Genomic DNA, 15,699 nt, shown 5'->3' on the forward strand with positions numbered 1-15,699 from the left:
ACGTCATTCATTGAGTGGCGTATATGGATAGCCATCAGTTAATCGCTGGTGGCTTTTTTTATACGCATTTCATCGCTCATTCACAGAGCAATTCACAAACGTCGAATCCAATCACTTTGATATGAGCCTTCGAGGAAGTCAGTTATAGCTGGCGAGCTTCGACGGGCTGATTTTCTATGTGAACGAGGGTTCATTTCAAATGAAGGTAATACGCTATGAATAAATCCTTAGTTTTTAAAGGTCATAAAATCACCCCATTTGATAAGGGGGATGGAAAAATCTGGTTTACCAACAAGCAACTTTCAGAATTGCTTGGATACAAAGATGAATCATCAGTAACTCGTATCTTTAATCGAAATAAAGATGAGTTTACCGATGGCATGTCTCAGACGGTCAATTTGACCGTTAGTAGTAAAAACAATGAGATACAAAATAAAAGAGTGCGGATATTTTCGGTTAGAGGTGCTCATTTAGTCGGTATTCTCTCTAAAACTTAGATTGCTAAAGCACTTCGACGCTGGTTACTAGACTTAGCTGAGAAGGAGTCAAAACCTCAAGCAGAGCTAGCAAATCTTGATATGGATGAGCTCAAAAGCCTTACCATTAACGAAATGCAAAATAGATTAGTAGCGGCGGATAATTGGTCTTTTGAAAATTTTGGTAAGAAAGGTAGTGACCTGATGAATTTGCGCAAGCGTCATTTGAAGAAAATACGCAAAGCAAAGAAAGCCATTATTGATTTATCACAACTTACTTTACCTGATATGGGTGATTTTCCAGATGGAGGAGAACCCGCATGAACCACGAACAATTCATAGAAAAGAACATACAGGCCGAGTTAAAGAAGCTCGGCTTTTCTTTATCTGTCACCCAGAGAGCAAGCTACATGGCAGTAGATCATTATCGCCGAATCGCTCAAGCGAGTAAGAAAGGGCGAATGTTTGACGATTGCTTGCATATCGCCAAAGTATGGGCGAGTAAATTTGCTAAAGAGAAAACAAAATAGACCCTAGTGATCTTTTTTATTGGAGAACATTATGTCAGATAAACAGATTAACTATGAAGCCATAGGACGTTGTAAGGTCTTGCTTGACAAAATCAAAGTACAGCATCTTGAAAGATCTAAGGCTATAAATGAACTGCGAGCAGTAATCTATTCTCTTCACCAGAAAGGGAATATCAATCATGTTCCACCAGAAGTTGTTGTTTTTGATACTGAGAGCTTAACTTTCTTAGTTGATAAGATTGGACGGACGGATAGTGATCTCATGCGTGCTGTCAGTGAATATAATAATTGGTGTCATGAGGCTGGTGAGAAACCAGTTAAACTGATTGAGGTAGAATGAGCAGTAGAAGAGAATAATAAACAGAATAAACCATGAAAAAACGCAATGTCTATGGTGGTCGCTGGGCTAAAGTGAGATTAGCGTTTCTTAATGAGCATCCGCTCTGTGTTATGTGCCAAGAGCAAGGGCGCATTACTGCGGCCACAGTAGTTGACCACATTATTCCGCATCGTCTTAAAGAAGCGCTTGAATCAGGTGATAAAGAACGTATCGCAAAAGCCCAAGCTTTATTCTGGGATAAAAATAACTTTCAAAGCTTATGCGAACTGCATCATAACTCGACCAAACAACGTATCGAAAAGAGTGGCAAAGTCATTGGCTGTAATGCGGATGGTATTCCACTCGATCCCAATTCTCATTGGCATCAATAACACCATGAAATACAGGGTGGGGGCGGGGTAAAAGTTCAGACACTTTCGCCCTGATTACCTAGCGCCCTCATTTGTGTGTACAACCGCGAAATGAAAAGTTTTTTTCTGGGAGGTTCCGATGGCAGGAAGACGCCCGAAACCGACCCACTTGAAGGTGGTCACCGGTAATCCGGGAAAACGAAAACTCAACGATAAAGAACCCCAACCTAAACGTGAAATTCCAAGCCCACCCGAACATTTAACGGATTGGGGGAAAATGGCGTGGGCAAAATTAACCTTACTACTCGATGGAATGGGCGTTTTAACTGTGGCTGACACGCTGGCATTAGAACGGCTGTGTGATATCTACGCTGATATTCTTCAATTACGAGACACCATTGCCATTGAAGGTCGGACATACATCACAAAAACGCAATCAGGGGATTTTTTAATTAAAGCGAATCCTGCCGTAGCCATGTTGGCTGATGCAGATCGCCGCTTTAAAAGTTATTTAGTCGAGTTTGGTTTAACCCCCGCCGCTCGTTCGAAGGTGAAGATGGATGGTGGAGAAGAAGAGGAAGATCCGCTCAACCAATATTTCGGTTGATCCCGCAACGCAATACGCGCAAGACGTGCATCAAGGCAAAATCTTAGCGGGGCCTGATATTCGTCATGCATGTGCACGTCATCTCAAAGACTTAAATGAAGCCGAGCAACGAGGATTAGTCTGGGATGTTGAGGCTGTCAAAAGGGTGATCGACTTTTTCGCGAAAGTCTTAAAGCTCAATGGCGGGGAGCATGAAGGGAAACCGTTTATTTTATTGCCTTGGCAATGCTTTGTGATTGGCTCTATTTTTGGCTGGAAAATGACAGACGGCACACGCCGATTTCGCATGGTGTACGTTGAATCAGGTAAAGGTTCAGGAAAATCCCCGATGGCAGGTGGCGTTGGGTTGTATTGTTTAGTCGCCGACAGTGAACCGCGTGCCGAAGTGTATGCGGCAGCCACGAAAAAAGACCAAGCCATGATTTTGTTTCGTGATGCGGTGGCGATGGTTGATCAATCTCCCGCATTAAGTCAGCGGATCACCAAATCAGGCGGAACAGGTAAAGAGTGGAACTTGGCTTATTTGAAAACGAGTTCATTCTTTCGCCCGATTAGCTCAGATGATGGGCAATCAGGGCCTCGTCCCCATTGTGCGCTGATAGATGAAATTCATGAGCATAAAAATAATACCGCCGTTGAGATGATGCGAGCGGGCACAAAAGGTCGGCGACAAGCCTTGATATTTATGATCACCAATAGTGGGCATGATAAAACCAGTGTGTGTTATGACTATCATGAATACGGACGAAAAGTTGCCGAAGGCACTATCGAAGACGACAGCTTCTTTTCCTATATTTGCTCACTGGATGAGGGCGATGATCCCTTTAAGGATGAGTCTTGCTGGGGGAAAGCCAATCCGTCATTGGGCTACACCTTTTCTGATCGCTACTTACGTGAACAAGTGACACAAGCTCGAGGTATGCCCGCAAAAGAAAGCATTGTGCGTCGGCTTAATTTTTGCCAGTGGGTGGATGCCGATAATCCGTGGATTAACAGTGAAACATGGATGCAGTGTGAAAACACGTTCACCTTCGATGATCTTCAAGGTGAAGAATGTTATGGCGGATTGGACTTATCGGGAACTAAAGATTTAACCGCATTAGCCTTGTATTTTCCTCGCCTCAAACGTCTTTATGTTGAATTTTGGACACCCAAAGACACCTTATTGGATAGGGCGAAAACCGACCGAGTGCCTTATGACTTATGGGTAAGGCAAGGCTTTATGCATACCACGCTAGGGAATGCGGTGAGATATGAATTTGTGGCAGAACGTATCGCTGAGATGGCGATGCACGTCAACATGAGAGCCATTGCCTTTGACCCTTATCGCATTAAATACCTTGTACCCAAACTCGATGAAGTGGGGGTGACGGTTCCCTTAATCCAACATGGACAAGGATTTTACAAAGCCAAAGATTCAGGGCTGTGGATGCCACACTCTATCGAACTGTTTGAACAGCTCATTGATGACAAGAAGATTGAGATCCACGCCAATCCTTGTTTGAGATGGAATGCCGCATCCGCTGTGCTTGAGGCTGACCAAAAAGATAACCGCGTCTTTGCCAAGAAAAAAAGCACGGGTCGAATTGATGGAGTGGTGGCCTCTGCAATGGCGATTGGTGCTGCGGAAGGGGAATTCGAGGATGAAGGGGATATTGATGGTTTCTTTGATAACCCAATTATTGTGGGGATCTAAATGCGTAACGTGAAAAAAAAGAGCCGAATAAAATCGGCGATCCTCAATTGGATGGGGATACCCATTAGTTTAACTGATGGCGCCTTTTGGGAAGAATGGATTGGAAAGAGTAGCAGTGGCAAGGTGGTCACCGCAGATAATGCATTACAGCTGTCTGCGGTATGGTCTTGCGTTCGGTTACTCAGTGAATCTATTTCGACATTGCCATTGAAAATCTATCAAACGAAGGCGGATGGCTCGCGCGAACTGGCGAAACATCATCCCGCTTACACCGTATTATGCCGAAAACCCAATGCAGAAATGACACCTTCTCGCTTTATGTTGATGGTTGTTGCCAGCTTATGTTTAAGAGGAAATGCGTTTATTGAAAAATGTTATATCGGGAAAAAGTTGGTTTCACTTCAACCGTTATTACCTCAAAACATGACGGTAAAACGATTGGAAAATGGGCAGTTGGAATATACCTATACCACGCCTAAATCGAATAAACGGGTTATTCCCGTTAAAAATATGATGCATATTCGAGGGTTTGGTATGGACGGTGTGTGCGGAATGATACCGATTCAGATTGGGCGTGATGTGATTGGTACCGCGTTATCGACGGATGAAGCGGCCGGAAAAGTGTTTGAAAATGGATTACAAACCAGTGGATTATTAACGTCAAAGAATGCCTTGAAAGCCGATCAACGAGAACGCCTAAGAAAGCATTTAATGACGTTTACCGGCTCAAAAAATGCTGGAAAGGTGATGATCCTCGAAGCGGATTTGTCTTATCAAAATGTCACCATGAACCCTGAAACTGCGCAATTATTACAAAGTCGCGGATTTAGCATTGAGGAAATTTGCCGTTGGTTCCGCGTTCCACCTTTTATGGTGGGGCATGCCGATAAGCAAAGTAGTTGGGCATCCAGTGTGGAAGGGATGAATATGCAGTTTTTGACTAATACACTACGTCCCTTATTGGTCAATATTGAGCAAGAAATTAATCGTTGTTTACTCGACAGTGATGATGATTATTATGCGGAATTTTCTGTTGAGGGCTTATTACGTGCAGACAGTGCAGGACGTTCAGCTTATTACACAACAGCGTTACAAAATGGCTGGATGAGCCGAAATGATGTTCGACGGTTAGAGAATTTACCGCCTATTGAAGGGGGCGATATTTATACGGTTCAGCTTAATTTAACGCCACTGGATCAGCTCGGAAAAGACATCACGAACAATGAAGCTGAAAAGCTCAAAGCACAGATCACTAACTGGTTATTTCCTGAAGGTGAGCCTGTAACCCCATCTCAATCCAATCCACCTCGTCCCGAGGAGTAATCGTTATGAAAAAAAATCAGTTGCCAGTCGCGCTGGAGGATCGCCCCTGCGCATCGATTCGCTATGAGCTGAAACCCAAAGCACTGGATAAATGGAATAGCCGTATTCGAGCATCCAATGCGGATAACTCGATTTCGATATTGGACGTCGTTGGAGAAGATTATTGGGGGGAAGGTGTCACCGCTAAACGGATTTCCGCCGCGCTTCGTGCCATTGGTGAGCAAGATATTGTCGTTAACCTCAATAGTCCAGGGGGCGATATGTTTGAAGGGTTGGCAATTTATAACTTGCTTCGTGCTCACAGTGGCAAGGTAACGGTCAATATTTTGGGCATTGCCGCTTCCGCTGCGTCCATTATTGCGATGGCAGGGGATGAAATAAAAATGGGGCGCGGTGCCTTTTTAATGATCCATAACTGTTGGGCAATGGGGGTAGGAAATCGTCACGACTTTGCAAAACTTGCTCATGATCTCGCTCCTTTTGATGCCTCGATGACCGATATCTATGTTGCACGTAGTGGGCAATCGAGTGACGTGGTGAGTCAGATGATGGACAACGAAACATATATCAGTGCGAGTGAAGCGATAGAAAAGGGATTTGCGGACAGCCTACTTTCTGCCGATGTGATTGACGAAGGTGATGAAAGTCCCCAAGCCGCGATCCGAAAACTGGATGCGCTACTTGCCAAAACCAACACACCTCGTGCTGAACGACGAAAACTAATTAGTGCATTAACCCGAAGTACGCCGAGCGCTACTTCCCAATCTAATGGTATGCCAAGCGCTACCTGCGATATTAATCCTGAAATCCTGTCAAAATTGGAGGAGGCGGTGACCGCCTTTGCCTGCGTTAAGTAATTGGAGTGACTATGTCAGAGACAAATGAATTATTAAAAAACCTATCGGCAAAAATTGAAGAAGCCAATCAGCATTTTAATGCCAAAGCTGAAGAAGCGTTAAAAGAAGCGCAGAAAGTAGGTGGATTAAGTGAAGAAACGAAACATGCCGTAGACAAAATGGCAACCGAGCTAAATGCGCTACGCGAATCTGAAAAAACACTGAAAGCCGCATTAGGGGATTTAGAACAACATGTTGCGCAAATGCCACTCAATAATGCGGTGCTGGTTGTAAAAAGTGTTGGTCAACAAGTGATCTCGGCTGAAGTATTAAAAGAGATCAATTCCAGCATTCAAGGGGGCAAACGTGTTTCAATTCCTGTTCAAGCAGCATTAACATCTACGGGCGTTGCCGAAGGCGTAGTTGAACCACAACGTTTGTCGGGTATCGATGTTGCACCGAAACAACGACTTTTTATTCGTGACTTAATTGCGTCAGGTAAAACGCAATCTCCCGCCATTTTCTGGGTTCAGCAAACGGGGTTTACCAACAAGGCGGCGGTTGCGCCTGAAAATACCACTAAGCCGTATAGCGACATTGCCTTTGCGACTAAAATCACGCCAGTGACGACGATTGCTCATATGTTTAAAGCGTCTAAACAAATCTTAGATGATTTTTCTCAGTTGCAGTCGTTGATTGATGCAGAAATGCGTTATGGATTGAAGTTTGTTGAAGAGCAAGAAATTTTATTTGGTGATGGCTCTGGGGCTCATTTGCACGGCATTATCCCACAAGCCACTCAATATAAAGCCTCCTTTACGGTTGAAAAACAAAACGGTATCGATGATTTACGGCTTGCCATGCTTCAAGCTCAATTGGCGCGTTTCCCTGCTTCTGGTCACGTTTTACACTTTATTGACTGGGCGAAAATTGAACTAACCAAAGACTCTTTGGGGCGCTATATTTTGGCTAATCCTTCCGCATTAACAGGGCCGACTTTATGGGGATTACCGGTTGTGGCAACAGAAACCCCCGCGTTTAAAGGGAAATTCTTAACAGGGGCATTTAATGCGGGTGCACAGCTCTTTGATCGCGAAGAAACGAATGTGGTGATTTCAACGGAAAACGCCGATGATTTTGAGAAAAACATGATCTCTATCCGTTGTGAAGAGCGTCTTGCTTTGGCGATCAAACGCCCGGAAGCCTTTGTTTACGGTGATTTTACGGTAGCAACGTCAAGTGATTAATGTAACTAAGGCGGTCTTTATGGCCGCTTTTTCTTTGGAGGTGATATGAAATTAGTCATCTTACGAGCCATTTATTTTGAGGGACGAGTGGTGTTTGAAGGCGAGCAGATTGATACCTTAGAGCAACATGGACGGGAGTTAATCCAAAAAGGCTATGCCAAAGAACAGGAAGAAACACATCTTGTTACCGAACCCGAACCCGAACCCGAACCGAAAAGAAATATTAAGGCGAAAAAGGAGAAATAATGCTTTCTCTCGAATTGGTGAAGCAGCATTGCAATATCGATCCTGATTTTACGGATGACGATAATTTATTGACGCTGTATATCGGTTCCGCCGTGAAATATGTTGAAAATTACACGCGTCGAACATTACATAAAACTCAGGAGATGGATAAAGCACAAGAAGATCCTGAAGCCTTGTTCTTAACGGATGATGTGATTGCGGCAATGCTCTTATTAATTGCGCAATGGTATGAAAATCGTGAGGGGGTGATTTCGGGGCAAGCTTTTTCTACACAACCTTTTGCGATCACCGCACTACTTCAACCTTACCGGATTTATGGGTTGTAGGAGGTTTTATGCGTGCAGGACGATTACGCCACTCTATTCATATTCAAAAATCAGTATTAGCGCCCGATGCCATCAGTGGCAGTGATGTGATTTGGACGGATCATGCGACGAAAGTACGTGCAGCGATCATGCCTTATCAAGGACGGGAATATTTTCAAGCTCAGCAAGTACAAAGCGAGGCCACAACGCGAATTCTTATTCGCTATATCGCTGATATTGATACCTCAATGCGTATTGTATGGGGTAAGCGAATATTTAATATTATTTCGATTATTGACCCTTATGAGCGTCATCGTGAGCTTCAATTGATGTGCAAAGAGGGCGTGAATGATGGGTGAGATTAAAATCAGTGGATTGTCTGAACTCGCTCAACGAATGCAAGACATTGCCCGTAAAACCAGAAATCAAAGTGCGCGTAAGGCGATGAATGCAGGTGCTTCGGCGTTAAAGCAGGAAATCAAACATCGAGTGCCTATCCTTAAGGAAACGGTGCCGCATCGACGCAAAGGCACCCTCAAGCGCAATATTCGTTCTAAAACGAAAGTGCAGCGCAATGGGCAAGTCAAAACGCGTATTTGGGTGAAATCATTATCGGGTAAAAAAGTGTCTGCCTTTAAACAAGCAACGGGGAAAAGTGCGGCATTGAACCCAAATGATCCGTTTTATTGGTGGTTTGTTGAGTTTGGTACGGCCAAGATGCCCGCACAACCGTTTATGCGCCCCAGCTTTGAAGCGAAAAAGGAAGCGACGGCTAAAGTGATTGTTCAAACACTCAAAGAGGATATTGAAAAAACAAGGTAGAGATCATGATACAGCAATTAAAAGAGACCCTTTCACCGCTTGTCGATGGAAGGGTTTTTTTTCAGGTATTACCCGAAGGCAAAGGGCATTATCCCGCCATAGTGATCCAGTTTGCCAGCATCACGCCTAACAGTGCGCTGGAGGATGCGGATTTAGATAACTATCGCGTGCAACTTGATGTGTATGCGCTCCAGCCACAGCCCCTTATGGTCTTGCGTAAAAAAATCGAGGCTCAGATTGTTGCGACAATCCCATTTGCACAACGGGTGAATGCGGTCTTTGGGTATGAAGCGGATGTCAAATTGCATCGGCTTGTTCTTGAATTAATGATTTCATCAGATAAATAAGGAATGGATATGGCAAAGTCAAAAAACCATAAAGCGACGCCTTTCCTCGGCACGAAGATCTTTGTGCAAACCGGCTTAGGGGAGGCGATGACCGTGACGGAAGCCACGTTATCACCGGCAACTATTACCATCGCCAATAATAAGTTGAAAGCGGATGACATGATTATGTTATCGGGACTCGGGGAGTTAGATGGGCGTTTCCCCATTGCACAGGTTGATGGCAACAAAGTGACCCTGTGCGACGAAGTGGATTGGAGTGATAAAACGTTACCCACGGATTTTGCAAACGCCAAAGCACAACGTATTCAATGGTCTAATAACTTTTGTGCGGTAAAAAGCTTCAGCAAAGACGGTTCAACGACTGAACAAATCGATGTCACCACCATTTGCAGTGATGGCAAAGAATATGAATCCGGCGATACGGAATACGGCTCAATTAAATTGACCTTTTTCTTACGGTATAGCTCCAGTGATGTGCAGCGACTCTTGCGTAAATATGAAAACAGCAAAGAAAAATTCGCAGTGAAAATGGTCTTAACGCGAGATGAAGGCTCCATGTTTTATTACGGCTCCGTTGAAACAGGCATGAACATTGATGGCAGTGTGGGGCAAATGATGGATTCGGGGATCTCGATTAAATTGTCTGGCCGTGATTATTTGAATGCGAAGAAATAACCCTTAATTCACCTCTTTCATTATTTTTCTTCTCCCTTCTCGATAAAAAATCTTAGGAGTGATTATGTCTAACGCGTTATTGCGTGAATTAGTGTTAAACCAAGCACTGAAAGTGACACCTTTTACCTATTTAGACAACACCTTTTATGTCAAAGAGCTGGATGTTGGCACCATGAATTACATTCAGCGTAAACTTCGTCAAATTAAAATTAAGCTTGCTGAGGCTCAGGACATTTATTTAGACGAAGACGATCCCGAACAATTTAATGAAGCGATAAATCGTGTCTACGATGAATATGATGTCGCCAGAATGTTGGCCTTTAAGTTGTGTGATGAAAAAGGGGAACTGCTTTTTGATGCTGAAAATGAAGAAGACTTAAAAGGTCTTAATCGTTTAGGGCAAGGATTCTCTAATGCGGTGTTTACAGCAGAAGCGGGGAACAGTGAAAAAAACTTGGAGAACGGCGACAATTTCAACTGATATTGTCGCTGGCACTGGGAAAAACGCTCGCAGAAATCGAACAAATGCCTGAAAGCCACTTGTGTGAATATGAGGCCTTTTATCGCAAACAGCCCTTTGGTTTATGGCGAGAGGATTATCGGATGGCACAAGTGGCACATCTTCTCGCGATGATAAATCGTGATCCGAAAACGTCTCCGCCTGAATTGGTGGATTTTATGCCGATGTGGAAGAAGAAAATTACGGAAGAAGAGCTGTGGGACAACGTCACTGAGAGTGTATTAGCTAATCGATAGCCCCACATGAGTGGGGCTTAATCGTTAACCACCGCGAGACATTTTCTCAATTTTTTTATCCGTATTGTATTGGGAAAGGGCATAAACCGACCAGATGGCCGCAGGGATCCATCCGATTAAGGTGATTTGGAGGATAAGGCAGAAGATGCCAGCAAATGGGCGACCAATCGTGAAAAATTGTAACCAAGGTAGCAATAACGCCAGAATAAGTCTCATAAATATCTCCTCTAGTATTCGAAATTTCAGTTTATCAATAATTAAATTAATAGTGAATATAATTGATTTATTACACATTTATGGTGTGAAAATCTTAATTCTATTCAGGTTTAGGAATTAATTTATGGCGGGAGCATTAGGTAGATTAAATATTGATTTGACGCTGAATACGGCAAATTTTACAAATGCGATCAACCGTAGCCAGCGCCAAACAGAACAATTTGGGCAAAGTATTCGCGTCAGTCTTCAAGCTATCACCGTACAACAAGAGCGAATGGTATCGCAAACCGCAAAATCCTCGGCACTCTTTACTCGTTTTGCGAGCGTCGCAGCAGGTGCATTATCTGTACGGCAAGTGATTAATTATGCCGATGGTTGGACGGAATTACAGAATCGACTGAAATTAGTCACAGATAGCACTCAATCGCTAAACAGAGCGACCAATGATGTTTATACCATTGCCCAAAAAACCTATCAATCATTGGATGCTACAACACAAGTTTATCAACGTTTTGCAGATAATGCCGATCGGTTAGGTTTAAGTCAGCAAAAAGTGGCAGAACTCACTGAAACCGTCTCAAAAGCCGTGGCGATTTCGGGAGCGAGTGCAACTGCAGCCCAAGCAGCATTAACCCAGTTTGGTCAAGCATTAGCCTCGGGGCAGTTACGTGGGGAAGAGCTGAATTCAGTAATGGAGCAAACCCCTGCGTTAGCGAAAGCCATTGCCGACGGCATGGGAGTCAGTGTGGGCGAATTAAGGAAGAAAGCCCAAGACGGTGAAATGACGATTGAAAAAGTCATTCAAGCCTTAGAGCGTGTAGCCGACAGTGTGGATAAAAAATTTGCTACCAGTGTGACAACCGTTAGCCAAGGTTTTACTAATCTTCAATCGGCGATAACAAAATTTATCGGCGAAGCGAATCAAGGTACAGGTGCGACTCAGCTTTTAACAACGGGGCTTTCTGCATTATCGAATCATTTTTCTGAAGTGATGAGAGTAACGGAAGCTTTAGCCATGACGACTATTGCAATAAAAATAGCCAAATGGACTCAAGCCACTTATGCACAAGCCGCAGCAACGAAATTAAAAGCTCAACAAGATTTAATCGCCGCTAAAGCCACAAAAGTCAAGATGACGGCTGAATTAGAGCTAGCCCGTTTTGAAATGCGTTCTTTACAAGCGCAACTTCAACTCGCTCAGACAGAAGCACAACGCAGTAGTATTCGAATGCGAATGAAAGCGCAGTCTTCCATTATTGTGTCAGCCACAAATGCAGAAACATTAGCGATACAACGGTTGAATGCGGCACAAAGAGCCAGTTCTACATTAGGGCGAAGTTTTGGTGGTGCACTTGCCTTTCTTGGTGGGCCTCTTGGGATTGCGACAGGATTATTGACCGCGGGGGCAATGGCTTACTATGAGTGGCAACAACAAGCAGAACAATCAAGACAAAAGACTCTTGAGTATGCAGAGTCATTAGACGTTGCAACGGAGTCATTAAACAAATTAAGTGATGCAGAGCGTCAAGCTTCAATCGGAAAACTGGCTGAAGGTTTAGATGCACAAATTGAGAAAATAGAAGAGCTAAAGAGAAAGCAAGAGGACTTAAAAAAATCATCGGATTTGGGTGGGGCAAATAAAGGTATCTCTTTTTATTATACAGGAGATTATGAGTCATTTTCAGCGGAAGTAGTTAAAGCTAGAAAAGATGAACTCCAAGTAACAGCTGATCTTGAAACAAAGAATAGAGAATTAGAAGTTACACGTAAAAAAATGGCATTATTGCTTGATGCTGAAATTCAAAAAAATGGGATGGTCTCTAATGCCTATGCGCTTTATGCCAGCCGTATTTACGATGCTTCCGTAAAATCTGATGAATTGATTGGTAAACTCCATCTACAAGGTTCTGCTTTTGATAATTTAGCACAATCCATTCGTTCAGCTACCCAAGAGCAACAGCAGTTTTCGGCAAAATCGTTAATTGTTGTTTCTGATGATGCACAAAAATCAATCGATGCTTCTCTTCGTACTATTGAAAAATCTAAAGCAGAAGGTAAGGCTTTAGCCAAACTCAATGCAGAAGATGTATTGGCGAGTAGAAAAATTACACCGGACATGATGGGGTATGACAAAGCGTTGCAAGCTGAAATTGAAGCCCAACTTGCTTTACAGTCTAAAAAAATTAAGCCACCCAAAACACCAAAATCAACCATTGATTACGCCAAGCAGTACACCAAAATCTTGACGGAATTGGAGGAAAAACAAGCCTCATTGATTGCGGATGGGCAAAGCATTCAGCTGTACGGCACTACCTCTTCCTTTAATGAATACACATCCGCATTAGCCGATATCAAACAGAATAAAGACAAGTTTGATGCCATCTTAAAAATCGATTCTAAAGCCATTGAGACGATTAAAGAAAAGGCGAAAGCCATTGATGATCTGGCGCGTGCCAATTCGGTTGCGCAATTTGCTTATGATCGCAGTAAAGAAATTGAGCAGATGCAATTTGAAACTTCCTTGATAGGAAAATCACGCGCAGAGCAAGAAAAGCTCAATGCCCTTCGTCAGATTGATGTGTTGTATCAGCAAGCCAGTGTGGATTTAGGTGAGAAAGAGCTGGCGAACTTACAACGCAATGTCGAACTCACTAAACAGCAGATTGAGGAAGAGCTTAGGAAACGAGAGGCCATGAAAGGTGATCCGATGGCGGGATTAAAACAAGGCTTATCGGATTTCAGTGAGTCAGCCATGGATGTGATGGAGAACGTCAGAAACGTCACTACCAATGCCCTTAATAATATGTCTGATGCATTAGCCGATTTTGCTTTAACGGGCAAAGGAAGCTTTAAAGATTTTGCCAATGCGGTGATTTCCGATATCACTCGAATGGTGATGAAAATGCTGATTTTCAAAGCCATTGAAGCAGGCGGGCAGGCAATGGGCTTTGATATGGGATGGATGAGCAAAGGGCATGCTTACGGTGGTTATACGGGGCATGGCGGAAAATTCGAACCTAAAGGGATTGTACATGGTGGTGAGTTTGTTTTTACCAAAGAAGCGACGGCTAAATTGGGTGTCGGCAATCTCTATCGCTTAATGCATGCGGCGCAAGGTTATGCTTCAGGTGGCTTTGTGGGGGCGGTCGCAGGGCGAATACCCGTTACACCACAACCGACGTTAGCCCGTGCAGGTGGTGTACAAATGACCGTCGTTAATCATATTACGGTGACGGGAAATGGTGACGCTGTACTTGCGCAGGCAATGAAAGAAGCCGCACAACAAGGGACAGAAGCTGGTGCACAGAAAGCTCACGCGATGATGTTACAAGACTTTCAAAGTAATGGCGCAGCACGTAGAACATTAGGAGTTTAAATGTCTATTCTTGAATGGCCAAAAGCGGTGATCCCCACACAGGAAAACTGGCAATTATTGAGTAACAGCAAAACCTTTACCTCGCCATTTAATGGAAGTAGTCAAACGGTACGCTTTCCGGGGAGTCGTTGGCGTTGTGAGCTGACATTCAATAATTTAAATGAAGAGAAATCGCGCCAGTTAGAAGCGCTGGTGGCTTCATTGGATGGCATGTCGGGGCGAGTCAAAATAGCCAGTTGGATAAGAAAAGGGCGTTATGGGTATGGTTCGCCTCGTGTTGCAATACCAAGCCAATTAGGTCATCGACTAGAAACAAAGGACTGGAAGCGCAATATGCGCGTGTTACAACAAGGGGATCGCTTAACTGTGGGCAATGAACTCAAAATGGTGGTGGCGGATGTGGTCAGTGATAATCAGGGGTATGCAAGTATCCCTATTTCACCGATGTTAAGAATGTCTCCTACCGTTAATGAAATACTCGAGGTTGAGCGACCTTTTGGGATTTTTCGGCTCGTTGATAATGAACAGGGTAAATTTCAGCATCGTCGCTTGGGGTATACCAATATCACGTTATCTTTTGAGGAGGTGTTGTACTAATGCAATATCATCCATTTTCTGATGCCATGGTCAACGCGATTAATGGGGGGGCTTATATCATTTTAGCCGCCAGACTCGATTTGAAATCAGGCGTCACCTGTGCGCATACCGGTGTTGGGCAACTGATTATTGCGGGGGAAACCTATTTAGGTGTAGGAAGTTTAGGTGAAATCAGTCAGCTAAAAGAAAATAAGACAACCAGTCCTCCACAATTACAGCTTAAATTAGCCGGTTTTGATAAATCGCTGGTGGGAATGGTGATGAATGAGCAAAGTCGAGGACGCGAAGTGCGATTGATGATGGTCGCCATCGGCGAAGAGGGGAACCCGCTTCTTGCTGAAGTCTTATTTGTTGGACAAATCACATCTATCAATGTGGTATCTGGCGAAGAAAATGCCGTATGTGTTAATGTTTCTAATCGATTCGAACGATGGTCAATCGGGTTACCCGATAGATTCACCGATGAGTCGTGGTCATCTCGACGGCAAGGTGATCGTATCTTTCGTTATGTTGCTCAAATGGCTGAACGGGCTATTTATTGGGGCAGCAAGAAAGATGCACCTGCATTTATTTATAAATAGTTATTTTTAAGAAAACGGGGACAACTGAAACGATGAATAAATTAGTTTTAACTTTTTTTGTATTCTCTTATTCCACCTTTTTTTTACAACCATCTTATGCAGAGGATAATTTTGATTTCGCCAACACAGCTAAATTGGTATGTGAATATGGGGAAAACCAAAAAAGAAAAAGTGTTTGCAAGGATATGGTAAACCAATCGATAGTAGCAGCGGTTGAAATTGGTAGAGCAAGTGCTTTCTGCGAAATAGCAAAAAATAATGGTGAAAAAATTAATAATAACTTAAAAGTAGAGTGTGAAAGAAAAATGAAAATGGTTGAAGAAATCCGTAATCTTGAAAATTAATTTAATGTTTAAATAAACTATACATGGAA

23 protein-coding genes are annotated in these 15,699 nt (G+C 43.4%); 22 read left to right on the forward strand and 1 reads right to left on the reverse strand.

Going from position 1 to position 15,699, the window contains the following annotated elements:
* Positions 1-215 precede the first annotated feature (215 nt).
* The 18 genes from F1325_RS19325 (at position 216) to F1325_RS19335 (ending at position 10,556) form a co-directional block, all read left to right on the forward strand.
* Entirely contained in the window at positions 216-497 is a 282-nt protein-coding gene (locus F1325_RS19325) for a hypothetical protein (protein WP_244313555.1), read from the forward strand.
* Positions 498-578: 81 nt separating this feature from the next.
* The gene (locus tag F1325_RS19330) at positions 579-800 is read left to right on the forward strand and encodes a hypothetical protein (protein ID WP_244313556.1); all 222 of its coding nucleotides are present in this window, start codon (positions 579-581) and stop codon (positions 798-800) included.
* Complete coding sequence (locus F1325_RS07905; protein ID WP_108716960.1) at positions 797-1,006, forward strand: hypothetical protein; 210 nt, start codon at positions 797-799, stop codon at positions 1,004-1,006. Before F1325_RS19330 ends, F1325_RS07905 begins: the two co-directional genes overlap by 4 nt.
* Before the next feature lie 31 nt (positions 1,007-1,037).
* Positions 1,038-1,346, forward strand: a complete 309-nt coding sequence (locus F1325_RS07910; protein ID WP_160230281.1) for a hypothetical protein — start codon at positions 1,038-1,040, stop codon at positions 1,344-1,346.
* A gap of 32 nt (positions 1,347-1,378) precedes the next feature.
* On the forward strand, positions 1,379-1,717 hold the full coding sequence (locus F1325_RS07915; protein WP_036937620.1) for an HNH endonuclease: 339 nt from the start codon (positions 1,379-1,381) through the stop codon (positions 1,715-1,717).
* A gap of 118 nt (positions 1,718-1,835) precedes the next feature.
* The gene (locus F1325_RS07920; RefSeq protein ID WP_160230282.1) at positions 1,836-2,303 is read left to right on the forward strand and encodes a phage terminase small subunit P27 family; all 468 of its coding nucleotides are present in this window, start codon (positions 1,836-1,838) and stop codon (positions 2,301-2,303) included.
* Entirely contained in the window at positions 2,257-3,999 is a 1,743-nt protein-coding gene (locus tag F1325_RS07925; protein WP_160230283.1) for a terminase large subunit, read from the forward strand. Before F1325_RS07920 ends, F1325_RS07925 begins: the two co-directional genes overlap by 47 nt.
* Positions 4,000-5,322, forward strand: coding sequence for a phage portal protein (locus tag F1325_RS07930; RefSeq protein ID WP_160230284.1), 1,323 nt, complete (start codon positions 4,000-4,002; stop codon positions 5,320-5,322).
* A gap of 5 nt (positions 5,323-5,327) precedes the next feature.
* Positions 5,328-6,179, forward strand: coding sequence for a head maturation protease, ClpP-related (locus F1325_RS07935; RefSeq protein ID WP_160230285.1), 852 nt, complete (start codon positions 5,328-5,330; stop codon positions 6,177-6,179).
* Positions 6,180-6,190: 11 nt separating this feature from the next.
* Positions 6,191-7,405 carry a phage major capsid protein gene (locus F1325_RS07940; protein ID WP_160230286.1) on the forward strand — a complete coding sequence of 405 codons (1,215 nt, stop codon included), beginning with the start codon at positions 6,191-6,193 and terminating at the stop codon, positions 7,403-7,405.
* A gap of 45 nt (positions 7,406-7,450) precedes the next feature.
* Positions 7,451-7,651 carry a hypothetical protein gene (locus tag F1325_RS07945; RefSeq protein ID WP_160230287.1) on the forward strand — a complete coding sequence of 67 codons (201 nt, stop codon included), beginning with the start codon at positions 7,451-7,453 and terminating at the stop codon, positions 7,649-7,651.
* A complete protein-coding gene (locus F1325_RS07950; RefSeq protein ID WP_160230288.1) occupies positions 7,651-7,977 on the forward strand; it encodes a head-tail connector protein in 327 nt (108 codons plus the stop codon). Before F1325_RS07945 ends, F1325_RS07950 begins: the two co-directional genes overlap by 1 nt.
* Positions 7,978-7,985: 8 nt before the next feature.
* A complete protein-coding gene (locus tag F1325_RS07955; protein ID WP_160230289.1) occupies positions 7,986-8,315 on the forward strand; it encodes a phage head closure protein in 330 nt (109 codons plus the stop codon).
* Entirely contained in the window at positions 8,305-8,778 is a 474-nt protein-coding gene (locus F1325_RS07960; protein ID WP_160230290.1) for an HK97-gp10 family putative phage morphogenesis protein, read from the forward strand. The genes F1325_RS07955 and F1325_RS07960 overlap by 11 nt, the downstream gene beginning before the upstream one ends.
* Positions 8,779-8,783: 5 nt before the next feature.
* Complete coding sequence (gene gp17 / locus F1325_RS07965) at positions 8,784-9,125, forward strand: tail completion protein gp17 (protein WP_160230291.1); 342 nt, start codon at positions 8,784-8,786, stop codon at positions 9,123-9,125.
* Positions 9,126-9,212: 87 nt separating this feature from the next.
* The gene (locus F1325_RS07970; RefSeq protein WP_244313564.1) at positions 9,213-9,800 is read left to right on the forward strand and encodes a hypothetical protein; all 588 of its coding nucleotides are present in this window, start codon (positions 9,213-9,215) and stop codon (positions 9,798-9,800) included.
* Positions 9,801-9,864: 64 nt separating this feature from the next.
* The gene (locus F1325_RS07975) at positions 9,865-10,281 is read left to right on the forward strand and encodes a hypothetical protein (protein ID WP_036900961.1); all 417 of its coding nucleotides are present in this window, start codon (positions 9,865-9,867) and stop codon (positions 10,279-10,281) included.
* 44 nt (positions 10,282-10,325) lie between these two features.
* Entirely contained in the window at positions 10,326-10,556 is a 231-nt protein-coding gene (locus F1325_RS19335) for a phage tail assembly protein T (RefSeq protein WP_432277994.1), read from the forward strand.
* Between the two features lie 24 nt (positions 10,557-10,580).
* Here F1325_RS19335 and F1325_RS07985 read toward each other — a convergent pair whose 3' ends face one another.
* A complete protein-coding gene (locus F1325_RS07985; protein ID WP_004242485.1) occupies positions 10,581-10,772 on the reverse strand; it encodes a YqaE/Pmp3 family membrane protein in 192 nt (63 codons plus the stop codon).
* Positions 10,773-10,896: 124 nt separating this feature from the next.
* On the opposite strand from F1325_RS07985, the gene F1325_RS07990 reads away from it, so the two are divergent.
* Genes F1325_RS07990 through F1325_RS08005 form a run of 4 tightly spaced genes read left to right on the forward strand, consistent with a single transcriptional unit; the run spans position 10,897 to position 15,670 of the window.
* Positions 10,897-14,148, forward strand: coding sequence for a phage tail tape measure protein (locus tag F1325_RS07990; RefSeq protein ID WP_160230293.1), 3,252 nt, complete (start codon positions 10,897-10,899; stop codon positions 14,146-14,148).
* Positions 14,149-14,745 (forward strand): hypothetical protein, encoded by a 597-nt coding sequence (locus F1325_RS07995; protein ID WP_160230294.1) that lies wholly within the window; start codon positions 14,149-14,151, stop codon positions 14,743-14,745.
* Complete coding sequence (locus F1325_RS08000; RefSeq protein WP_160230295.1) at positions 14,745-15,326, forward strand: hypothetical protein; 582 nt, start codon at positions 14,745-14,747, stop codon at positions 15,324-15,326. The genes F1325_RS07995 and F1325_RS08000 overlap by 1 nt, the downstream gene beginning before the upstream one ends.
* A gap of 32 nt (positions 15,327-15,358) precedes the next feature.
* On the forward strand, positions 15,359-15,670 hold the full coding sequence (locus tag F1325_RS08005; protein ID WP_160230296.1) for a hypothetical protein: 312 nt from the start codon (positions 15,359-15,361) through the stop codon (positions 15,668-15,670).
* Positions 15,671-15,699 lie beyond the last annotated feature (29 nt).

The organism is Proteus columbae, from assembly GCF_009914335.1.
Lineage (GTDB): Bacteria > Pseudomonadota > Gammaproteobacteria > Enterobacterales > Enterobacteriaceae > Proteus.